The following is a 20,659-nucleotide window of genomic DNA, read 5'->3' on the forward strand; positions in this document are numbered from 1 at the left end:
CCCCCGGACCCACCCCCGGTCCTGCCACCGGGTCCTCTGTTAGGGCCTCCACCGGGTCCTCCATCGGGACCACCTCAGGGTCCTCCGCCGGACCCGCCCCTGGGTCCTCCAGCGTGCCCACCGCCGTGTCCTCCGCCGTGTCCTCCGCCGTGTCCTCCAGCGGGTCCTCCGCCGGGTCCTCCGCCGTGTCCTCCAGCGTGGCCACCGCAGGGCCCTCCACCGGGCCCGCTGCTGGATCCGCCGTCGGGCCCGCCGTCGGGCCCGCCGCTGTTCCCGCCACCGTGGCCGGCGCTCTGGGCGGGGTGCCGTCGGCGGGCATCGGGCTGGCCACCGTCCGTGCCGGGCGGGCCGCTCTCATGGAGGCGCTGGCGAAGGCGGGAGCGAGCGGGCGGGTGGCCGTGTGCGACGCGGAGACGGACGCCGACCTGGACGCGATCGTCGCGGCCGCGCTCGCCAACGACCCGGCGACCCGCCTCATCGGCGCCGGCGGCCTGGCCGCCGCCCTCGGCCGCGCCATGAACGCCGCCCCCGGCCCCACGCCGCTCGGGCCCCCGCCTCCTCCGGACGGCGGGCCGCCTGCGGGCGTGCCGTTCGCTGGGCCGCCGTCTCCTCAGGACGGTCGATCGTTCGAGGGCGTGCCGTTCGCTGGGCGGCGGTCTCCCCAGGACGGCGAATCGTCCCCGGACGCGTTGCTCGTCGTGGTCGGTACGGCGGAACCGGCGGCGGCGGAGCAGGCCAGGCTGCTCGTCGCGCACGGTGCCGAGCCCGTAACCCTCGACGCGACAGACCTCGACGCGGAACATCTCGACTCGGCAGACTTCGACGCGAGAGACCCTGACGCGGAGGATCCCGGGGCGGCGGGCCCCCGGGCGGGCCGAGGGTGCGAGCCGGTGGCGGGGCGGGTGCGGCGGGCGCTGGCCGGCGGGGTCGCCGTGCTGACCGTACGAGGATCGGCGCCGCCCGCCCTGACCACCATCCTCGGCCGGATAGTACGTGAGGCGCTCGGAACGACCCGTGCCGACCTGGTCCTGACCGGCGGGGAGACCGCGAGGAGGGTCCTCGACGCGCTGGACGTGCGCGAGCTGATCCCCGTGGGCCAGGTGCACCACGGCGCCGTGCACAGCCGTACCCCCGACGGCCGTTCCGTGGTCACCAGGCCGGGCAGTTTCGGCGGCCGGGACAGCCTCCTGCTGATCGCCGCCCATCTCCGGCCCGGGCGTTTCCCCACCGTAAGCGGCACCACCATCGACGAAAGGCCGACATGAGCAGCTCTCCTCTCATCGCCCTCACCATGGGGGACGGATCCGGCGTGGGGCCGGAGGTCGTCGTCGGCGCGCTCCTTGCCCCCGAGACCTCCGCGTTCTGCCGCCCGGTCGTCATCGGTGACGCGGCACGCCTGCGCAGGGCCGCCGGATTCCGCGGCCTGCGGCCGGAGGTGGTCACGGTGGAGCGTGTGGGCGAGGCCGTCTTCGCGCGCGGCCGGATCAACGTCATCGACCTGGGACTGCTGCCGGAGGACCTGCCGTGGGGCCAGGTGTCGCCGGTCGCGGGCCACGCGGCCTACGAGTACGTACGGCTCGCCGGCGAGTTGGCGACGTCCGGTGACGTACAGGCGATCTGCACGGCCCCCCTGAACAAGGAGGCGCTGCACGCGGCCGGGCACCTCTTCCCCGGGCACACCGAGCTCCTGGCGCACCTGACGGGGACGGCGGAGGTGTCGATGATGTTGTCGACGCCCAGGGTGAAGGTCATCCACGTCACCACGCACGTCGGCCTCATCGACGCGGTCGCGCGCATCGAGCCCGGCCTGGTCGAGCGGACCATCCGCCGAGGCGAGGCGGCGATGCTCGGCTCGGGCGTGCCGCGTCCCAAGATCGGCGTGTGCGGGATCAACCCGCACGCGGGGGAGAACGGCCTGTTCGGGTACGGTGAGGAGGAGGAGAAGATCGTCCCGGCGATCGAGCTCCTGCGCGCGGAGGGCATGGACGTGCACGGCCCGCTCCCCGCCGACACCGCGTTCTTCCTGGCGGGCCGTGGCGACTACGACCTGGTCGTGGCCATGTACCACGACCAGGGGCACGGCCCGGTGAAGATCCTCGGCTTGGAGGCCGGGGTGAACATCACGGTGGGCCTGCCGGTGATCAGGACGTCGGTGGACCATGGCACCGCCTTCGACATCGCGGGGAAGGGTGTCGCCGACGCCGGTAGCATGATCGAGGCCCTCCGCCAGGCGGCAGAGCTGTCGTCCGCTCGGGGCGTGTGACGGGAGGGGGCGACCGATGGGCCGCGCAGCGCAGGATCGCCGTGACGAGATCGTCCGCCTGGCCACCACGACCGGGCTGGCCAGCGTCGATGAGCTGTCGCGCCAGCTGGGTGTGACGGCCTCCACCATCCGCCGTGATCTGGCCCACCTGAAGGCGGCGGGGCTGCTGGCGCGCACGTACGGCGGGGCGATGGCGGTCGTGACCCACCCGGAGGCGTCGCTGCGGCAGCGTGTCGGGGAGGCGTTCGAGGCCAAGCGGGCCATCGCCGCCTGGGCCGCCGGGCAGATCCGCCCGGGGGAGACGATCCTGCTCGATTCGGGCTCGACGACGGGCGCGCTGGCCCACGAGTTGCGGCACGCCGTCGACCTGACGGTGGCCACCACGGGCCTGAACGCCCTGCAGGAGCTGGTGGGCGCGACCGGCGTGCACGTCGAGTGCCTGGGCGGCACCCTGCGTCACGTGAGCCAGGGCTTCGTCGGCCCGCTGGCGGAGGCGGCGCTGAGCAGGATGACGTTCGATCGGGTCTTCCTGGGCGCCGACAGCGTCACGGCCGAGGACGGCATCTGCGAGGCCAGCCTGCAGCAGACCCGCTTCAAGGAGCTGATGATGCAGCGCTCCCGCCACATCTACCTGCTGGTCCACGCCGCCAAGCTGGGCCGCCGCCCGTTCCACGCCTGGGCCCGCATGCCCGACACCTGGACTCTGGTCACCGACGCGTCGGCCACCCCGGAATCCCTCAAGCCGTTCATGGCGAGAGGCGTGGAGACGGTGGTCGTGGACCCGGACACCCACGGGTAGCCCCTTCGAGGGGCGGAGTTACCTGTCATGGCCGTCGAATCCGAGGGCGGCGGTGGGCTCGGCTGTGACGGTTATTCACTGTCGCGTGGCGTGTAGAGCATGATCCAGTGGTCCCTGTCGGAGTCGTGCAGCATCTCGACGCCGAAGTCCGACCATCCGCGGGTCGGATGGCGCATGTGCTTCGCCGCTCGCCACGCGCCGACCTCGCCCGTTTCCCAGTCGTCACGGAAGTTCGCGCTGGCCGCCGTCAGCTCGGCGTACAGGGATCGGAGGTACTCGTCGGCGGGGTACCGGCTGAGTGCCGTACGCAGCTCTGCTGCCGCGACCCGGGCGAGTTGTCCTGCGCCTTCTTCGCCGAGCAGGTCTGGGAGCGTCGTGTCGGTGAAGGCCTGGTAGACGATGTTGCGCCCGTACCGGCCAGTGGCCGGCAGCGGCCCGAGCATGCCTGACGCGACACGAATTCCTGCGCCCCGAGCCGTACTCGAACTCGCTCAGGAGTTCATCCGGTCCGTCGAGGCGAAGGACCTCGACGCTGTCTCACAGGGGAAAGGAGGAGATCCTCGCCTACACGGAGGCGCTCTTCCACAAATTCGTCCCGCTCGTCTGGCGTGACCACGAGTGGACCGTCTCGCAGGGCGGCGATGGAGTCTTCTTCCACGGAGAGGGAGACATGGTCCGTCGCCCGCGACGGACCAGCCTTATCGCAACAGCTACGTGACCAGCTTCGACACCGAAGACGGCAGGATCGTCCGGATGGCCGAATACGCGGACGCGTTCATGTACGCCGGCCTGCGCGTCCGACCGAACGGCGCCGAGTTTCGTGCCCTCCTCAGGGCCGTCGCACGCATGCTCTCTCCCGTACGGTCGTCCCGGTCGGGCAGGTAGCCCGACCGAGCCCGCCGTCTCGGCTGGGGCCGTCAGGGCGTCGAACTCCTACATATCGGAAGCCTGTCTCGTTCGCGCACACGAGCGCGCTCAGCCGGCGGGCGCGAGGGTTGTCAGAAGGGAGCACAACGCCAGGACCGGCGAAAAGGTACCCCAGACTCCCGGCGTGCGCCGTGAGCTGGGGCTGTGGGCCTGGTCTGCCAGATATGCCTGGTGGACGATACTGGGATTGAACCAGTGACCTCTTCCGTGTCAGGGAAGCGCTCTCCCGCTGAGCTAATCGTCCTTTATTGAGTGGTGAACTCAGAGCGGAAGACGGGATTCGAACCCGCGACCCTCACCTTGGCAAGGTGATGCTCTACCACTGAGCCACTTCCGCGTGCGCCGCACTTTACTTTAGCGGATCCCGAGGGGTCCGCCGGTCGCCGAGGTGGAGACGGGATTTGAACCCGTGTAGACGGCTTTGCAGGCCGCTGCCTCGCCTCTCGGCCACTCCACCAGGAGTCTTGCTCCGAGCGGAAGACGGGATTCGAACCCGCGACCCTCACCTTGGCAAGGTGATGCTCTACCACTGAGCCACTTCCGCGTGAACTCTCGGGCGACGTGCGCCCCGGTCACAGGAAAACCATATCGTCTTCCTGGAGTGCCCGTGCGCAGCGCGAGGCGGGTGAGGCCCGTTTTCAATGGAGCACGCGCATGTCCCTGGCCATCACGAACATCACGCGGTGCCCGAGCTGGATCTGGTGATAGCGCAGCCTGCCGGTGGTGGTGACGTGCCTCGACGGCTTGAAGGCGTTGGCGGCGTAGTAGGAGCCGGTGACCGTGTCGCCCAGCGTGTACGTCTGGCCGGTGCCGATCGTGTACTGGAGCGGCCGCAAGGGCTGGTGGGCGGCGAGCTTGTAGGCGGATCTCTCGGGATACGCCCGGCCGTACACCTTCACGTTGTCCTTGCGGGGCGTGACCAGGGGGCCCTTGGCGGGAATGGCGGTCGGAGCCGAGGCCGGGTTGTGGAACCACGCCTTCTGCCCCAGATACCAGATGGCCGTCCAGTCGTCCCGGCGCTCCGCGACGGCGTAGCGCTGGCCGGTGGAGGCGCGGGCGCCGTGGTCGTACACGCTGTGGGTGGCGGCCTTGTTCCCGTGCTTGCCGACGTCCTTGACCAGGGGCGCCGACGCCTTGGGCGCCGTGTGCAGCCAGACGGCCGAGGCGCCGTGCGGCGGGCACGCCTTGGCGGGCTTGGCGGTGTCGCAGCCGGTGAAGCGGGGACGGTGGGTGGCGTACGAGGGGCGGATGATGACGGACTCGCCGTTCTCGGCCGCCCTGAACGGCCGGTCCATGAGGTGGAAATAGTGCGCCCAGTCCCAGTACGGGCCGGGGTCCTCGTGCATGCCGGCGACCGTCGCCGGTGTGGTGCCCGGGACGTTGTCGTGGCCCAGGATGTGGGCGCGGTCGAGCGGGATGCGGTGCTTGGCGGCGAGGAACTTCACCAGCCTGGCCGAGGCCCGGTACATCGCCTCGGTGTACCAGGTGCCCCCCTTGGCCAGGTATCCCTCGTGCTCGATGCCGATCGAACGGGTGTTGACGTCCCAGTTGCCCGCGTGCCAGGCGATGTCGTTGGTCGCGACGTGCTGGGCGACATGTCCGTCACGGGAGCGGATCGTGTAGTGCCAGCTCACGTACTTCGGGTTGCGTACCAGGGAGGGGATGCCCCGGTAGGTGCCCTCGGTGTCGTGGATGACGATGTAGTCGACGGACCGGGTGCGGCTCAGGCGGTCGTGGTTGCCGTAGTCGCGGTGCTTCTTCTTGCCGAAACGCCGGTGCGCGGCGGGCATCCACTCGCAGGCGAGCGAGGCGGGGCACTCCGCGTGGCGCGCTCCGGACTCCGCCTTGGCGCTGTCGTACACCTCGTCGGTGCTGATGGCCGCACCAGCGTCGGCGTCGGTGTCTGCGTGGGTGCCAGCGATGGTGTCTGCGTTGGTGTCAGCGTCTGCGTCGGTGTCAGCGTCAGCGTTGGTGTCAGCGTCAGCGTTGGTGTCAGCGTCAGCGTTTGCGTCTGCGTCTGCGTCGGTGTCGATCTGCTGCTCGTCCGTGAAGGGCGGCGCGCCGGCGGGGTAGGGGTCGAGGTCGCTCTCGTGGTCGCCGATGAAGGGCGGCAGGTCGGGCACGGGGTCCAGGCGCACCAGGTGCCCGTCGTCGGTGCGGCGTTCCATGCCCTCCCGCATCACCGAGAACACCTCGTCGGCGAAGCGGCGGGCGGCGGCCGGATCCTCCGAACCCGAGTAGCGGGCGATTGCGCCGTACCAGTCGGCCGGGTTGGCGCTGGGGTGGTCCTGGTAGGAGGCGAGGAGGGCGGCGCCGGCCCTGATGTTCGCGGCCGGGTCGGTCCTGAGCTTGGAGGGGGCGACGCCGATGAGGCGGCCGGCCTCGGGGAGCGTCGCCCGCGGCGCCTCCTGCGCGGTCCGCAGCGCGGAGGAGGCGAGCGGCTCGACGCGCGCGCGGGGCATCGGGCGGGCCTCGTCGCCACGGGCGTCGCCGAGCGCGTCCCCGACCGTGCCGTCGAGCGCCTCGGCGGGGAACGTGTCGACCAGGTGCATCGGCCCGTAGCCGCCCGCCGTGCTCGGCCGCCCGCCGTTGGCGTCCCAGCGGGACTCCAGGTACGCCACGCCGAGCAGCACGCTCTCCGGCACCCCGTGCTCGCGGGCGGCCGCGGCGAAGTCGGCCTGCCGCCCCGGCGACGCGACGGCGCCGGCGGACCCCGGGCCGGCGGGCACGGCCGGAGGCCGGGCGGGCACGGTCAGCGCGGTGGCGGCCAGGACGGCGGCGAGCCAGAGCTGCATGAACATCTCCCCCATGGATGTCACGACGCGACTACTCACCGTAACTGTTCCCAGACGGGGATGTGTCAGACGGGGCGGATGATACGGATGGGATTTGCCTGGACGGCGCCGAACGAGGCATCCCCGTTCTCGGGTCGCGTCGGGATCGCCGCGCCGCTGGGGCCTGAGGATGCTACGACAAGCGTTCGAGTTACTTCCTGCCCGATATCGGGCAGGATGATGGCGTGTCTCGCTCCAGAGCCGTAAGGTCCTCGTCTGTGCCACCGGCACGGCCTCCGTACGAAGATCTCATCGCTCACCTCACGAGGACGAGCCCGCTCGGCCCCGGTGAGGCGGCGCGCGTGGTCGCCGACGTGCTGGCGTACTTCTCGGAAACGACCGAGGAGTACGTCCGGCGCCGTCATGGCGAGCTGAAGGCGCGCGGCCACACGAACGACGAGATCTTCCCGAGGATCGCCGCCGAATTACGCGGCCGCCGGGTGGCCGCGCCGGAACTGTCGCTGAGGCAGCTCCGCAGGATCGTCTACGGATGAACAGGAGACCTCGATGTGCGGAATCGTGGCCTACGTCGGCCCCAGGGACGCAGCCCCCATCCTGCTGGAGGGCCTGCAGCGACTTGAATACCGGGGCTACGACTCGGCCGGGGTCGTCGTCTCCAGCAAGGGGCTGAAGGTCCGCAAGGTCAAGGGGCGGGTGGCCGACCTGGCCAAGGTCGTGCCGGTCAGGTTCAAGGGCGGCCTGGGCATCGGGCACACCCGCTGGGCCACGCACGGCGTCCCCAGCGACGTCAACGCCCATCCGCACCTGTCCGCCGACCAGCGCATCGCGGTCGTGCACAACGGCATCATCGAGAACGCCGGAGAGCTGCGGGCCAAGCTGGAGGCCGACGGCGTGGAGTTCGCCTCCGAGACCGACACCGAGGTGCTCGCGCACCTGATCGCCCACGCCGCCGACGAGAACGACTCGCTGGAGGAGGCCGTCAGGAAGACGCTCAAGAGCGTCGTCGGCACGTACGGCATCGCGGTCATCGACGCCGAGCGCCCCGGCGAGGTGGTCGTGGCCCGCAACGGCAGCCCGATCGTGCTCGGCATCGGCGAGAAGGAGATGTTCGCCGCGTCCGACGTGGCCGCCCTGGTCCGCTACACGCGCCAGGTCGTGCATCTGGAGGACGGCGAGCTGGCCGTGCTGAAGGCCGACGGGTTCCACACCTTCGCCAGCGACGCCCGCGAGACGGCCAAGGAGCCGCTGACCGTCGACTGGGACGCCGGCCACTACGACACCGGCGGCTACGAGCACTACCTGCTCAAAGAAATCTCCGAGCAGCCCGAGACGATCACCCGTACGATGAGCGGCCGCCTCGACGAGCGTTTCCACGTCGCCCACCTCGGCGGGCTCAACATGGACGCCCGCGAGACGCGGAGCTTCCGCCGGGTGAAGATCATCGGGTGCGGCTCCGCGTACTACTCGGGACAGATCGGGGCGCAGCTCATCGAGGAGCTGGCGCGCATCCCCTCCGACGCCGAGCCGGCCAGCGAGTTCCGCTACCGCAACCCCGTCGTCGACCCCGACACCCTCTACGTCGCGATCAGCCAGTCGGGGGAGACCTACGACACGCTCGCCGCCGTGCAGGAGCTCAAGCGCAAGGGCGGCCGGGTCATCGGCATCGTCAACGCCGTCGGCAGCGCCATCGCGCGCGAGGTGGACGGCGGCATCTACCTGCACGCGGGTCCCGAGGTCTCGGTGGCCTCGACCAAGGCGTTCACCTCGACCACGGTGGCGTTCGCGCTGCTCGCGCTGCACCTGGGCAGGGTGCGCGACCTGTCGCCGGCCGACGGGCGGCGCATCGTGGAGGGCCTGCGCCGGCTGCCCGGCCACGTCGAGGAGATCCTGGCTCAGGGAGACAAGATCGCCGAGCTGGCGCGGAAGTACGCCGACCACGCCGGCATGATGTTCGTCGGCCGCGTGCGCGGCTACCCGGTGGCCCGCGAGGGCGCGCAGAAGCTGAAGGAGATCTCCTACGTCCACGCGGAGGCCTATCCGGCCAGCGAGCTCAAGCACGGGCCGCTCGCCCTGATCGGCCCCGAGATGCCGACGGTCGCGATCGTCCCCGACGACGAGCTGCTCGACAAGAACCTCACCACGCTCGGCGAGATCCGCGCCCGCGGCGGACGGGTACTCATGGTCGGCCATCGCGAGCCCGGCTCGAAGCTGGCCGACGACGTCATCGTGATTCCGAAGAACGAGATCGAACTCGATCCGCTCCTGCTCACGATCCCGTTGCAGCTGCTCGCGTACCATGCCGCCGTGGCGCTCAGCCGCGACGTCGACAAGCCGCGCAATCTCGCCAAGAGCGTTACAGTCGAATAATTGAGCCGCAAATCAGCCACATTCCCCTCAGGGTAGTGTTATCCGGCTTCAAACGACATAAATTCGATACTGTGCGGCAGTTCGACCATCAGAGGCCCCATCCCGCACGCATGTACGACTACATGCTCGGCGGGAAGGACAACTTCGCGGTCGACCGCCTGGCCCTCGACCAGCTCGCCGAGCTGGTCCCGGAGGCGGTCCCGCTGGCCCGCGCGAACCGGGCCTTCCTTCAGCGTGCCGTGCGCTACGTGGCCGCCGCGGGGGTCCGGCAGTTTCTCGACCTGGGCAGCGGGCTGCCGACCCAGGGCAGCGCGCACGAGGTGGCGCCCGAGGCCCAGGTCGTTTACGTCGATAATGATCCGGTGGTCGCCGCGCACTCCAGGGCCCTGCTCGAGGACTCGGGCAGGGCCGTCTTCGTGGAGGCCGACCTGCTCGACGCCGACGAGGTGCTGGCGCGGGCGGGCGCCCTGCTCGACCTGGCCGAGCCGGTCGGGGTGCTGCTGGTGTCGATCCTGCACTTCATCCCCGACCCGGCCGACCCGCAGAGCGCGGTGGCGGCGCTGCGCGAGCGGATGGCGCCCGGCAGCCACCTGGTGATCTCCCACGCGACGACGATGGCCCGGATGGAGGACGGCGATCGTGCCAGGTTCCCCTCCCAGGGCTCGTCCGCGGCGGGGGCCGATCGTACGCCGTCCGAGATCCGCGCGTTCTTCGGCGACTTCCCGCTGGAGCCGCCCGGGCTCGTGCAGGCCACCGACTGGCGTCCCGACCGCCCCAAACTGGTGGGCGACTGGTCGCTGCCGTCGTCGCTGATGGCGGGGGTCGGCAGGAAACCAGGCTGACGGCGGGCCGGGCAAGGTGCCCCCGGCTGACGGCGGGCCTGGAGAGGCGACCCGGCTGACGGCGGGCTTGGCGCGACCCCGCTGACGGCCCCGCCCGGGGCCGTGCCCGTACCGGCGAAACGCAGCGCGCCGATGCGGCCCCGGTGCGTGACGCTCCGCGATGGGTCAATAACCTTGGGTTACGGGGAGGCTCGGGGAGGGCGCATGCGGCGACGGCGGTTCTTGGCCTGGGGGCTGGGCGTGGCCGCGTGCGCGGCCGGCTGCGGCACGCAGCGGTTCACCGGAGGCGCGTCCGTGCTGCGCACCCGGTTCTCGATCAACCCGGGCGGGCGCCGGTGGGCCCGCGCGGGGCACGTGTTCGCCGGCGTGGCGCGCGCCGCCGGGTTCGAGACGGGCGAGGGCCCGCAGGTCACGGTGACCGGCCTGCCGGCGCTGGCCGCCGCCGAGCTCAACCAGGGCCAGAGCCTGCTCGACTCCGCCACTCCGCTGGCCAGGCTGGCCGGCGAGGTCGAGGTCGTGGTGGTGCCCGAGAACTCGCGGTTCAAGGAGTTCGGCGACTTCGGCGCCGCGCTGCGCGCCAGGCCCGGGCAGACGCCGCTGGCCGGCGGTCCGCAGGGCGATCCCGACCACCTGCTGTTCGGCCTGATCGCCAAAGGGCTCGGCGCCGACACCCGGCAGGTCGACTACACCGGCTATCCCAGCCGCCACGAGGTCGTCGCCGCGTTGTCGTCCGGCAAGGCGGTCGTCGCCGCGGGCCGGCTCGCGGAGTGGCGCACGATCATCGGGCGCGGCCGGATCAGAGCGCTCGCGGTGTCCTCCGCCGAGCGGCTGCCGGACCTTGACGTGCCGACGCTGCTGGAATCGGGCGTACGGGTGGATTTCGTGGACTGGATGGCGGCCTTCGGCGCTCATGACATGCCGGACGAGAGTCGCGAGTCGGCCGTCGGCATGTGCGACGAGGTGACCCGCTCGGCCGGCTGGGAGGCGGCGTGCCGGGCCGCCGGGTGGGTCTCGATCCCGCTCACCGGCGACGACTTCGAGCTGTGGCTCGCCTCCGAGGCCCGGCGCACGCGCGAGGTGCTGCGGGACCTCGGGATGGTCGACACGACCAAATCCACAAGATGCAGGGGTGGTTGCGGGATCCGCCACTAGATGTAGGATCCTGGTCGTCGCTGGTTCGCCTCTCCGGAGGCGGAGTAAAAGGGAACCCGGTGCGATTCCGGGGCTGCCCCGCAGCGGTGAGCGGGAACGACCGCCGTCACATGCACTGGAGCGATCCGGGAAGCGACGGCCAGTAGGCGCCGACGAGCACGCCCGCGAGCCCGAAGACCTGCCGGCGACGTGCCGGGCCGCGTCCTCCGATGCGCCCGGCGCGCAGTGTCCATGGCCTCGAGGGAGGGCCGGGGGCCGGTGCGGCCGTGGGTCCATGCCGCCGTGCTCTCGCGTGCCCTCACGGGGATGAGCTCGCGAGGAGAGAGCACGTGACGCAGATCGTCGAAGTTGACCGCCGCCTGGCCATCGAGGAGGCAGCCGCCCGGGTGATCACCGATCCGGCCAGCTCCCGGGTCGCCGCCGGGCTGCTGGCCGAGGAGATCGCCGACGAGGCGGCCGGGCACGGGGTGCGCTCGTTCTCCGAGTCGATCGCGGCCACCCACGCGGCAGGGCTGATCCAGGACGGGCTGGCGGAGTTCGTCGCCGCGCACGCCGCCGAACTGGACGCGCTGATCCGCGCGGAGGCGGACGACCGGTTCGAGTATTTCGGGTTGCGCACGGTCCATGACCGCTACCTGCTGCGCCATCCCGAGACCCGTAAGGTGCTGGAGCGGCCGCAGCACTTCTTCCTCCGCGTGGCCTGCGGGCTGGCGGAGTCGGTCGCCGAGGCGGCCGAGCTCTACGCGCTGATGTCCAGCCTGTCCTACCTGCCGAGCTCGCCCACCCTGTTCAACGCGGGCGCGCGCCGGCCGCAGCTGTCGTCGTGCTTCCTGCTCGACTCGCCGCGCGACGAGCTGGAGGGCATCTACGACCGGTACGGGCAGGTGGCCCGGCTCTCCAAGTACGCCGGGGGCATCGGCATCTCCTGGACCCGGGTGCGCTCGCGCGGCTCCCTGATCAGGGGAACGAACGGCCACTCCAACGGCATCGTGCCCTGGCTGCGCACGCTCGACGCGTCGGTGGCGGCGGTCAACCAGGGCGGGCGCCGCAAGGGCGCGGCCTGCGTCTACCTGGAGACCTGGCATGCCGACATCGAGGAGTTCCTGGAGCTGCGCGACAACACCGGCGAGGACGCCCGCCGCACCCACAACCTCAACCTGGCCAACTGGGTGCCCGACGAGTTCATGCGCCGCGTGGAGGCCGACGAGCCCTGGTCGTTGTTCGACCCCAAGGAGACGCCCGACCTCACGGACCTGTACGGGGAGGAGTTCACCGCCGCCTACCGCGCGTACGAGGCGGCGGGGCGCCACGTCCGGCAGGTCCCCGCCAGGACCCTGTACGGCCGGATGATGCGCACCCTCGCCCAGACCGGCAACGGCTGGATGACCTTCAAGGACGCCGCCAACCGCACCTCCAACCAGACCGGACGCCCCGGCAACGTCATCCACCTGTCCAACCTGTGCACCGAGATCCTCGAGGTCACCAGCGACGGGGAGACGGCCGTGTGCAACCTCGGCTCGGTCAACCTGGCCGCCTGCCTCGCGGACGGCGACGTCGACTGGGAGCGGCTGCGCCGGACCGTACGCACGGCCGTACGCTTCCTCGACCGCACCATCGACCTCGGCTTCTACCCCACGCCCGAGGCCGGGGCGGCCAACCGGCGGTGGCGGCCGATCGGGCTCGGCGTCATGGGCCTGGCCGACGTGTTCTTCACGCTGCGGCTGCCGTTCGACTCGCCCGCGGCGCTGGAGCTGTCCACGCGGATCGCCGAGGAGATCGCGCTGGCCGCCTACGACACCTCGGCCGACCTGGCCGCCGAGCGCGGAAGGCACCCGTCGTACGCCGACACCCGGGCCGCCGGGGGAGTGCTGCACCCCGATCACTACGTGGCGAGCACGCCGCGCTGGGACGCCCTGCGCGACAAGATCGCGACGACCGGCCTGCGTAACTCGCTCATGATCGCCATCGCGCCGACCGCCACGATCGCCTCCATCGCCGGCTGCTACGAGTGCATCGAGCCGCAGGTGTCCAACGTGTTCAAGCGCGAGACGCTGTCGGGCGAGTTCCTGCAGGTCAACCGCTATCTGGTGGCTGACCTTCAGGCGCGCGGGCTGTGGACGCAACGGTTGCGCGACGACATCAAGCGGGCCGACGGCTCGATCCAGTCGATCCCGGGCATCCCTGACGATCTCAAGGCCCTCTACCGCACGGCCTGGGAGCTGCCGCAGAAGGCGCTGATCGACCTGGCCGCCGCGCGCCAGTCGTACATCGACCAGTCGCAGTCGCTCAACCTCTTCATGGCCGGTCCGACGATCGGCAAGCTTTCCTCGATGTACGCCTATGCCTGGAAACGGGGCTTGAAGACGACGTACTACCTGCGCTCGCGCCCCGCCACCCGCATCGCCCAGACGACGGTCCCCGCGGAGGTCGCCGCGACCGCCCAGGAATCGCGGAGCGGCTTCGCCGCGCTGTCCGCCTCCGCGACGGCTGACGCCGTCGCCTGCTCGCTCGAGAACCCGGAAACCTGCGAAGCCTGCCAGTAAGGAGCCCGTCGTGCTGCTCGACCCCGGAATGGACCTCACCCTGCGCCCCATGCGCTACCCCGACTTCTACGAGCGTTACCGCGCGGCCATCCGCAACACGTGGACGGTCGAGGAGGTGGACCTGCACACGGACCTGGCCGACCTGGCCAGGATGACGCCGCAGGAACGGCACCTGATCAACCGCCTGGTCGCCTTCTTCGCGACCGGCGACTCCATCGTGGCCAACAACCTCGTGCTCAACCTCTACCAGCACGTCAACGCCCCCGAGGCGCGCCTGTATCTCAGCAGGCAGCTGTTCGAGGAGGCCGTGCACGTGCAGTTCTACCTGACCCTGCTGGACACCTACCTGCCCGACCCCGACGAGCGGGTGAAGGCCTTCGCCGCGATCGAGCACATCCCGTCGATCCGGGACAAGGCGGAGTTCTGCTTCAAGTGGATCGACTCGATCAACGGCCTCCAGCGGCTGGAGACGGCGGCCGAGCGCCGCCAGTTCCTGCTCAACCTCATCTGCTTCGCCGCCTGCATCGAGGGCCTGTTCTTCTACGGAGCCTTCGCGTACGTGTACTGGTTCCGCTCCCGGGGCCTGCTCAACGGCCTGGCCACCGGGACGAACTGGGTGTTCAGGGATGAGTCCATGCACATGGAGTTCGCGTTCAGCGTGGTCGACACGGTCAGGGCCGAGGAGCCCTCGCTGTTCGACGACGAGCTGGGCGCGCAGGTCACCGGCATGCTGGAGGAGGCGGTGGCCGCCGAGCTGGCCTTCGCGGAGGATTTGTGCGGGGACGGCATGATGGGCATGGGGGTGACGCAGATGCGCCACTACCTGGAATATGTTGCCGATCAGCGGCTTGTCCGGCTGGGGCTGCCGAGAAGGTACGGTTCGGCGAACCCGTTCGGGTTCATGGAGCTGCAGGACGTGCAGGAGCTGGCCAACTTCTTCGAGCGGCGGGTCTCGGCTTACCAAGTGGCGGTTGAGGGCAATGTGAGTTTCGACGAGTCTTTCTAGGACATAGGGGGCAACGAGTGCAGTCTCCGGCGGGCTGGCCCATCCTCGCCATCGCGGTGATCGGCTCGGTCCTCCTGGTGGAAGTGGTCCGGCGGGTGCTGAACCGGGTGGGGCGCAAGTGGGCGCTCGCCCGGCACCTCGTGGAGCACTGCACGTGGGCCGCGTTCGCGGTGGCCGTCGTGGTGGCGTGCAACCTGGTGGTCGGGCCGGGCATGCTCGGCCCGTCGCGTGCCGAGCGCGGCCTGGCCGCATCCATCGAGCACGCGCTCGGCCTGGTCACGATCGCCGCGGTCACCTGGCTGATCGTGCAGGCCACGTACGCGCTGACGGACGTCGTGCTCGACCGGCTGGTCCAGGTCGAAGGGGAGCGCAACCGCCGGGCACGGCGGATCATGACGCAGATCGCGCTGGTCCGCCGCATCGCCTCGGCCGCCTTCATCGTGATCGCGCTCGGCGCCATGCTCTTCTCCTTCCCCCAGATGCGGGCGCTCGGCGCGGGCCTGCTCGCCTCGGCGGGCATCGCCGGCGCCATCGTCGGCATCGCCGCCCAGCCGACCATCGGCAACGCGCTGGCCGGGCTCCAGCTCGCCTTCAGCGACGCGCTCCGCCTCGAGGACGTGGTCGTGGTCGAGAAGGAGTGGGGCAGGATCGAGGAGCTCACGCTCACCTACGTCGTGCTGCGGCTGTGGGACGAGCGGCGGCTGGTCCTGCCGGTGTCGTACTTCACCCAGAACCCGTTCGAGAACTGGACCAGGCACGGCAGCCGGGTGCTCGCCGTGGTGTTCCTGCGGGTGGACTGGTCGGTGCCGGTGCCCAAACTGCGGGAGGCGCTGTACGCGTTCCTGCAGGACAACCCGCTGTGGGACCAGAAGGACTGGACCCTCCAGGTCACCGACGTGCTCCCGAACGGGCTGGTCGAGCTGCGCGCCCTGATGAGCGCCGCCGACTCGCCGTCGTCCTGGGACCTCAAGTGCGACGTGCGCGAGTTCCTCGTCGAGCACGTCCGCGAGAACTACCCCGACGCGCTGCCCCGCTTCCGCGTCGACACCCCGGAGACGCACGCCGGCATGCACTGGACCGACGACCGCGACCGGCGATAAATAGGTGGCAGCCGCGCCGATCACGGGTTTACCGTGAAAAGCACAACGACGGGCTGACGACCGGCAGAAAGGGCGGCGACATGCGCGAACCGGGCACCATCCGGCCGTCGGCGGCCCTTCCCGGGCTGCCGCGAAGGCTTTCCGGATAATCCTTTCCCGGGATTTCCAGAAAGCCGCCTCGAGATATCGAGGCGGCTTTTTCATGCACGACCGAGTGTGGGGCAGTTTGGCCGCCCGCCTGCTTTGGGTGCAGGAGGACGCAGGTTCGAATCCTGCCACTCGGACGAGCGGCCCTGAAAGAACAGGGCCGCGGGCCACGGCCTGACCGGAGGGATTGGCGACCCCCGGCCGGACCACGCCCTCACCCCGGGCCGGCCCACGCCAGCCGGGCCCGGGGTCCAAGCCGCTGTGGCCCAACCGGCAGAGGCGCCGTCCTGAGGGGGCGGAGGGTCAGGGTTCGAATCCCTGGAGCGGCACCCAGTCCGGCGCGCGATCGACGTCCGTCCAGGAGGGGTTCGCCGGCTCCGTCAAACGGAGTGCCCCGGCAGGGCGGGGATCCGCGTCACGGGGTGCGGCGGGCAAGATAGAGGGCCGTCGTCATGCTCAGCGTCACCTGGTCGCCGAGGGCGTCGCGCAGCGCGCCGAGGAAGCCGGCCCGCACGTCGTCGCCGAGCATCCGGACGACCGAGCGCGTGGTCAGCAGCGCGAGGTAGTCGGTGGTGGAGAGCGTGCGCTCCGACGGGTAGAGCCGGGCCGACAGGTCCTGGAACGCGGGCTGCCGTTCCAGCTCCAGCCACCACCCCGACGTCTCGATCGACGCCTCGGTGGGCAGTTCGGTGTCCGGGACGATGTGCGGTGTGTGCGCCCGGTAGACGGCGAGCGCCGCGTCCAGCACCGCGGCGTCCTTGATCATGTCGACGTGCCAGAACAGGGCGACGGCGCCTCCGGGGGCGAGCACCTCGGCCGCCTTGCGCCATCTGACGTCGGGGTCGACCCAGTGCCAGGCCTGCGCGCTGTACAGCAGGCCGAACGCCCGCTCCGGCCGGAAGTCCTCGAACGAGGAGATCACGACCTTCACGTCGGAGTGCTCGCCCAGCCGCCGGTCCAGGACGCCGGCCATCGCGGGGTCGGGCTCGACGGCGGTGAGATCGATGCCGCGGGCCGCGAACATCGCCGTGGCCTTGCCGGTGCCCGCGCCCGCCTCGACGGCCGGCGCGCCGTCGAGCCTGGCGTAGGCCAGGACGTCGTCCACCAGAGCGTCAGAGTAGGCGGGGCGGATCCTGTCGTACTCGTCGGCCACTTCGCCGAACACCCTGGCTTGAACCCGCTCCGCGGTCATGTGCGCCCTTTCTTCGGCTGTTTCCGTCTTCCTATCAGAGCGCGTACACCATCATCGGCGCGCGCGGTCGGCCGCCGTCATGGCCCGCAGCATGTACGGGTGCAGCAGCTTCGCCCGCTGCCGCGGGATGCCGCCGGCGAGGGCCGCCTCGGCCAGCGCGTCCCTCAGCCATTCCACGTCCACGGGCCGGCCGTCGTCCCGCCTGAGCAGGGGCTCCCCGGGGGCCCTGCCCGACGACAGCGCCTCCAGCAGCGGCCGGGCCGGGGGCGGCACCGGGAAGGCCACGATGTCGCCGCGGCTGTCGTGCACGGTGACTATGGCGAGTTCCGCGCCGGCGATCGGGTGGAGGTCCTGGAGGGTCAGCTCGGCCAGGGCGTCGGCGGCGGCGCCGGTGGCGTCCAGCAGCGCGACGGCAGCGGCCTCGGCCTGCCTGCCGTCGGCGGCCAGCCGGGCGACGCCCTGGCGCAGCAGCCGGCGGTCGTCCCGGGTGAGCGCACCGGTGCCGGAGCCGGCGACGCGGTCGTGGCGTACCGCGCCGGAACGCCAGGCGAAGGCGTAGAAGGAGGACAGCACGCCGCGTTTCCTGCTCACCGTCGCGTTCGCCAGGGGCTTGCCGGGCACGCGTACGCCGATGGTGAGGGCGCCGGCGCGCGCCGCGTCGCAGTAGGTGTCGAGGTGGGATCCGGTGACCGCCAGCAGCTCGACGGACGGCTCGGCCTCGCGCAGCCAGCGCAGGAACGCGGCCAGGACCCGCAGGCGGACCTGCCTGGTGGCCGCGGACGGCCTTTCCCGCAGCCAGGCCGCCGCCGTGCGCCAGGTCAGCGGGTCGAGGGAGTCGAGCAGGTCGACATCGTCGCCCGGCACATCGCCCGCGTCCTGGGGGCCGCGGCGCGGGCGCAGCCCGGCGATCTGCCCGATGCTGGTCGCGGCCGCGCTCGCGCCCGGGCCGGGGCCTCCGTCGCCGGAACCTAAGGCCCTGCCCGCCGGTGGGGTGCTCTGTGCTCGACCGGAGGTCTCTGAGCCAGGCAGATCAGTCATGATCTTGATCATCTCACGGAGCTCGCCTCGCTCGCGTCCTCCTTCGGGACCTGTTTGCGGAGAACGCCGTCCTCGTACGAGCAGGAAGAGTCACCCGGGCGATCCACGAGGATCGGGTGCGGGGTGACCGGGCGCCTGCCATTCTCGGACCATGACCGACAGATCCCGGGTGCACCTGCTTCCGGTGTCCGTGGGCGGCCTGGCGTCGGGCGTGCCGCGGGCGCCTGTCGGCACACTCTTCCTCATGGCCGCCAAGGGAGGGCTGGTGGCTCCGCCCAGGTACGGCCACCCCCTGCTGTTCGGGCGCAACGAGCCCGACGTGCACCTGTGCGTGGGCGCGGGGGACCCGTGCGTGAGCCGCTGTCACGGCCGCTTGACCTGCTACGGCACCGAGTGGTGGATCCGCAACGAGGGGCGCCTGCCCATCCGGCTGCCGCGCTCCAACCTGCTGGTGGAAGGCGCCGAGGTGCCGCTGGAGCCGGGCTACAGCCCGCTGTTCATCCGTACGGGGCCGCGCGTCGAGCACCTGCTCGAGGTGTGGGTGGTGAGCGGCACGGCGGACCGGCCGCGCGCCGAGCCGCATGACTCGACCGGGCCGCGCCAGGCGTGGGAGCTGGAGCCCGGCGAGCGGCTCGTCCTGACCTCGCTGGCCCAGCGTTACCTGCGCCAGGAGGAGTACGCGCAGCCGCTGTCGTGGAAGCAGGTGGCGGAGGAGCTGAACGCCCTGTCCGGGAGCGCCCGCTGGACACCGCATCGCGCGGCCAACGTGGTGGAACGGGTGCGCGCCTCCCTGTCCGGCAAGGAGGTGAGGGGGCTGACCCGCGACGAGGTGGGCGAGCCGGTCGGCAACGCGCTCAACCACAACCTCATCGTGGAGCTGCTGGAGACCACGACGCTCACGCCACGGGACCTGGCCCTGCTGAACGAGGACGGCTGAGGTCGCCTCCGGAACGCGCCCGTCCCCGGAGGGTCACGTCCCACTGGCCATCGTCGGGATGAGGCTCGCGCATCCACGGCCCGTCCGCCTAACGTCATCGCATGTCTTCACTGTTGCTGCGCAATGCCCGGGTGGGCCTGCGCGGACCCATCCGTAATGTCCTGATCTGTGATGGAGTGGTCGCGGCGGTGACCACAGAGGAGCCGCCCGCAGAAGAGTCGGCCGACGTCCAGGGCGGCACGCTCCTGCCGGGGTTGTGGGACGCGCACGTGCACATGACGCAGTGGGCGCAGACCCGGCGCAGGGTGGACCTCAGCGCTGCCCGCAGCGCACGCGAGGCGGCCGGCCTCGCCGCCGCGCACAGCGGCTTCACCGTCGGATACGGCTTCCGCGACGGCCTGTGGCCGGACACGCCGGACAAGGCGCTGCTGGACGCGGTGGCGCCCGGCAGGGAGATCGCCCTGTTCAGCAACGACCTGCACACCGCGTGGCTCAGCTCCGCGGCGCTGGCCGCCGTCGGTGTGCCCGGCCATCCCACGGGCGTGCTGCGCGAACGCGAGTGCTTCGCCGCGATGGCCGCGCTGCCGTCGCCGCCGGAGCGGGAGCTGGACCGCTGGGTGGCCGAGGCGACGACGGCGGCGGCGGCGCGCGGCGTGGTGGGCGTGCTCGACTTCGAGTTCGCCGACAACGTCACCGACTGGTCGCGCCGGGTCCGCGAGCAGCGGGTGGACGTGCGCGTCGCCTGCTCCATCCCGAAGGACCGGCTGGAGGAGGCCGTCGGGCGCGGCCTGCGTACGGGGGATCCCGTCGCGGGGTCCGGAGGGCTGCTGGAGGTGGGGCCGGTGAAGATGTTCGTGGACGGCTCGCTCAACACCAGGACCGCGTACTGTGACGACCCCTATCCCGGCACCGAGGCGCGCGGCCTGCTGGAGACCCCGCCCGACGAGTTGCGCGCGACGATGGAGCTGGCCTTCGAGCACGGTGTGCGGCCGGCCGTGCACGCCATCGGCGACCTGGCGACCGGCATCGCCCTCGACGCGTTCGAGCAGGTCGGCTGCCCGGGACGGATCGAGCACGCGCAGCTGGTCAGGTCGGCCGACTTCGCCAGGTTCGCCAGGGCGGGGCTGGTCGCCGGCGTCCAGCCCGCGCACGCGCCCGACGACCGCGATGTGGCCGAGCGGCACTGGCCGGGCAGGACGCACCGCGCCTTCGCCTACGCCGCTCTGTTCGCCGCGGGCGCCGCGCTCGAGCTGGGCTCCGACGCCCCGGTGGCGCCGCTCGACCCCTGGGACGGCATGGCCGCCGCGGTCGCCAGGACCGACGACGAGCGCCCGCCGTGGCATCCGGAGCAGGCCGTCCCGCTGCCCGCGGTGCTCGCCGCCGCCGCCCGGGGGCGGCACCGTGTCCGGCCGGGCGAACCGGCCGATCTGATGATCACCGCGACTGACCCCTCGGATGTCGCCCCGGGCGCGCTGCGGGACATGGAGGTGGTCGGCACGCTGCTCGGCGGACGGTGGACGTATCGGCGACCCGGATGAGCTCAAGTATCAG

General features: G+C 71.4%; 18 protein-coding genes, 6 tRNA genes and 1 riboswitch. Of the genes, 15 read left to right on the plus strand and 9 right to left on the minus strand.

Annotated elements, in window-relative coordinates:
* Positions 1-205 (minus strand): hypothetical protein (locus E1292_RS51310; protein WP_220447019.1); only part of this gene is annotated, 205 nt, incomplete at its 3' end.
* Here E1292_RS51310 and E1292_RS23425 point away from each other — a divergent pair.
* Genes E1292_RS23425 through E1292_RS23435 form a run of 3 tightly spaced genes read left to right on the plus strand, consistent with a single transcriptional unit; the run spans position 198 to position 3,062 of the window.
* Positions 198-1,265 (plus strand): nucleotide-binding domain containing protein, encoded by a 1,068-nt coding sequence (locus E1292_RS23425; RefSeq protein WP_165974700.1) that lies wholly within the window; start codon positions 198-200, stop codon positions 1,263-1,265. The genes E1292_RS51310 and E1292_RS23425 overlap by 8 nt on opposite strands.
* Entirely contained in the window at positions 1,262-2,263 is a 1,002-nt protein-coding gene (gene pdxA / locus E1292_RS23430; RefSeq protein WP_132597373.1) for a 4-hydroxythreonine-4-phosphate dehydrogenase PdxA, read from the plus strand. Before E1292_RS23425 ends, pdxA begins: the two co-directional genes overlap by 4 nt.
* Before the next feature lie 16 nt (positions 2,264-2,279).
* Complete coding sequence (locus E1292_RS23435) at positions 2,280-3,062, plus strand: DeoR/GlpR family DNA-binding transcription regulator (RefSeq protein WP_132597374.1); 783 nt, start codon at positions 2,280-2,282, stop codon at positions 3,060-3,062.
* 71 nt (positions 3,063-3,133) lie between these two features.
* Here E1292_RS23435 and E1292_RS23440 read toward each other — a convergent pair whose 3' ends face one another.
* The gene (locus E1292_RS23440; protein WP_132597375.1) at positions 3,134-3,505 is read right to left on the minus strand and encodes an MmyB family transcriptional regulator; all 372 of its coding nucleotides are present in this window, start codon (positions 3,503-3,505) and stop codon (positions 3,134-3,136) included.
* 271 nt (positions 3,506-3,776) lie between these two features.
* On the opposite strand from E1292_RS23440, the gene E1292_RS53965 reads away from it, so the two are divergent.
* Positions 3,777-3,947 carry a hypothetical protein gene (locus E1292_RS53965; protein ID WP_246090283.1) on the plus strand — a complete coding sequence of 57 codons (171 nt, stop codon included), beginning with the start codon at positions 3,777-3,779 and terminating at the stop codon, positions 3,945-3,947.
* Positions 3,948-4,158: 211 nt separating this feature from the next.
* Here E1292_RS53965 and E1292_RS23450 read toward each other — a convergent pair.
* The 5 genes from E1292_RS23450 to E1292_RS23470 form a co-directional block, all read right to left on the minus strand.
* Positions 4,159-4,233 (minus strand) — tRNA-Val (locus tag E1292_RS23450).
* Between the two features lie 21 nt (positions 4,234-4,254).
* A tRNA-Gly gene (locus E1292_RS23455) sits at positions 4,255-4,326 on the minus strand.
* A 49-nt stretch (positions 4,327-4,375) separates the two neighbouring features.
* Positions 4,376-4,446, minus strand: a tRNA-Cys gene (locus tag E1292_RS23460).
* A 15-nt stretch (positions 4,447-4,461) separates the two neighbouring features.
* A tRNA-Gly gene (locus tag E1292_RS23465) sits at positions 4,462-4,533 on the minus strand.
* A gap of 94 nt (positions 4,534-4,627) precedes the next feature.
* Complete coding sequence (locus tag E1292_RS23470; protein ID WP_246090284.1) at positions 4,628-6,784, minus strand: peptidoglycan recognition protein family protein; 2,157 nt, start codon at positions 6,782-6,784, stop codon at positions 4,628-4,630.
* Between the two features lie 257 nt (positions 6,785-7,041).
* Between E1292_RS23470 and E1292_RS23480 the strand changes: the two genes are divergently transcribed.
* The 9 genes from E1292_RS23480 to E1292_RS23520 all read left to right on the plus strand — a co-directional run bounded on the left by E1292_RS23480 (position 7,042) and on the right by E1292_RS23520 (position 16,270).
* Positions 7,042-7,317: a hypothetical protein gene (locus E1292_RS23480; protein ID WP_132597376.1), complete on the plus strand. Its 276-nt coding sequence runs from the start codon at positions 7,042-7,044 to the stop codon at positions 7,315-7,317.
* A gap of 13 nt (positions 7,318-7,330) precedes the next feature.
* Positions 7,331-9,151, plus strand: a complete 1,821-nt coding sequence (gene glmS, locus E1292_RS23485; protein ID WP_132597377.1) for a glutamine--fructose-6-phosphate transaminase (isomerizing) — start codon at positions 7,331-7,333, stop codon at positions 9,149-9,151.
* Between the two features lie 71 nt (positions 9,152-9,222).
* On the plus strand, positions 9,223-9,993 hold the full coding sequence (locus E1292_RS23490; RefSeq protein ID WP_246090285.1) for an SAM-dependent methyltransferase: 771 nt from the start codon (positions 9,223-9,225) through the stop codon (positions 9,991-9,993).
* Positions 9,994-10,197: 204 nt separating this feature from the next.
* On the plus strand, positions 10,198-11,145 hold the full coding sequence (locus E1292_RS23495; protein ID WP_132597378.1) for a tripartite tricarboxylate transporter substrate-binding protein: 948 nt from the start codon (positions 10,198-10,200) through the stop codon (positions 11,143-11,145).
* A gap of 4 nt (positions 11,146-11,149) precedes the next feature.
* Positions 11,150-11,345: riboswitch (cobalamin riboswitch) on the plus strand.
* A 129-nt stretch (positions 11,346-11,474) separates the two neighbouring features.
* Positions 11,475-13,688, plus strand: a complete 2,214-nt coding sequence (locus tag E1292_RS23500; protein ID WP_246090286.1) for a ribonucleoside-diphosphate reductase subunit alpha — start codon at positions 11,475-11,477, stop codon at positions 13,686-13,688.
* A gap of 10 nt (positions 13,689-13,698) precedes the next feature.
* Positions 13,699-14,694 (plus strand): ribonucleotide-diphosphate reductase subunit beta, encoded by a 996-nt coding sequence (locus E1292_RS23505; RefSeq protein ID WP_132597380.1) that lies wholly within the window; start codon positions 13,699-13,701, stop codon positions 14,692-14,694.
* A 17-nt stretch (positions 14,695-14,711) separates the two neighbouring features.
* Positions 14,712-15,794 (plus strand): mechanosensitive ion channel family protein, encoded by a 1,083-nt coding sequence (locus E1292_RS23510; protein ID WP_132597381.1) that lies wholly within the window; start codon positions 14,712-14,714, stop codon positions 15,792-15,794.
* A gap of 210 nt (positions 15,795-16,004) precedes the next feature.
* A tRNA-Pro gene (locus tag E1292_RS23515) sits at positions 16,005-16,078 on the plus strand.
* A gap of 118 nt (positions 16,079-16,196) precedes the next feature.
* A tRNA-Leu gene (locus E1292_RS23520) sits at positions 16,197-16,270 on the plus strand.
* Positions 16,271-16,356: 86 nt separating this feature from the next.
* Here E1292_RS23520 and E1292_RS23525 read toward each other — a convergent pair.
* Together E1292_RS23525 and E1292_RS23530 are read right to left on the minus strand one after the other, a co-directional pair.
* Entirely contained in the window at positions 16,357-17,133 is a 777-nt protein-coding gene (locus E1292_RS23525; RefSeq protein ID WP_132597382.1) for a class I SAM-dependent methyltransferase, read from the minus strand.
* 51 nt (positions 17,134-17,184) lie between these two features.
* The gene (locus tag E1292_RS23530; protein WP_132597383.1) at positions 17,185-18,171 is read right to left on the minus strand and encodes a site-specific integrase; all 987 of its coding nucleotides are present in this window, start codon (positions 18,169-18,171) and stop codon (positions 17,185-17,187) included.
* Between the two features lie 151 nt (positions 18,172-18,322).
* Between E1292_RS23530 and E1292_RS23535 the strand changes: the two genes are divergently transcribed.
* Together E1292_RS23535 and E1292_RS23540 are read left to right on the plus strand one after the other, a co-directional pair.
* The gene (locus E1292_RS23535) at positions 18,323-19,108 is read left to right on the plus strand and encodes an FHA domain-containing protein (protein ID WP_132597384.1); all 786 of its coding nucleotides are present in this window, start codon (positions 18,323-18,325) and stop codon (positions 19,106-19,108) included.
* A gap of 101 nt (positions 19,109-19,209) precedes the next feature.
* Complete coding sequence (locus E1292_RS23540; RefSeq protein ID WP_132597385.1) at positions 19,210-20,646, plus strand: amidohydrolase; 1,437 nt, start codon at positions 19,210-19,212, stop codon at positions 20,644-20,646.
* Positions 20,647-20,659: the final 13 nt, after the last annotated feature.

The sequence above is a fragment of the Nonomuraea deserti genome, assembly GCF_004348685.1.
Classification (GTDB): domain Bacteria; phylum Actinomycetota; class Actinomycetes; order Streptosporangiales; family Streptosporangiaceae; genus Nonomuraea; species Nonomuraea deserti.

Excerpts from the sequence above, each read along its gene's own strand:
- E1292_RS23535 (WP_132597384.1), top strand. The coding sequence starts at position 18,323 with ATGACCGACAGATCCCGGGTGCACCTGCTTCCGGTGTCCGTGGGCGGC.
- E1292_RS23470 (WP_246090284.1), bottom strand. The coding sequence starts at position 6,784 with ATGCAGCTCTGGCTCGCCGCCGTCCTGGCCGCCACCGCGCTGACCGTG.
- pdxA (WP_132597373.1), top strand. The coding sequence starts at position 1,262 with ATGAGCAGCTCTCCTCTCATCGCCCTCACCATGGGGGACGGATCCGGC.
- E1292_RS23495 (WP_132597378.1), top strand. The coding sequence starts at position 10,198 with ATGCGGCGACGGCGGTTCTTGGCCTGGGGGCTGGGCGTGGCCGCGTGC.
- E1292_RS23435 (WP_132597374.1), top strand. The coding sequence starts at position 2,280 with ATGGGCCGCGCAGCGCAGGATCGCCGTGACGAGATCGTCCGCCTGGCC.
- glmS (WP_132597377.1), top strand. The coding sequence starts at position 7,331 with ATGTGCGGAATCGTGGCCTACGTCGGCCCCAGGGACGCAGCCCCCATC.
- E1292_RS23525 (WP_132597382.1), bottom strand. The coding sequence starts at position 17,133 with ATGACCGCGGAGCGGGTTCAAGCCAGGGTGTTCGGCGAAGTGGCCGAC.
- E1292_RS23540 (WP_132597385.1), top strand. The coding sequence starts at position 19,210 with ATGTCTTCACTGTTGCTGCGCAATGCCCGGGTGGGCCTGCGCGGACCC.
- E1292_RS23530 (WP_132597383.1), bottom strand. The coding sequence starts at position 18,171 with ATGACTGATCTGCCTGGCTCAGAGACCTCCGGTCGAGCACAGAGCACC.
- E1292_RS23440 (WP_132597375.1), bottom strand. The coding sequence starts at position 3,505 with ATGCTCGGGCCGCTGCCGGCCACTGGCCGGTACGGGCGCAACATCGTC.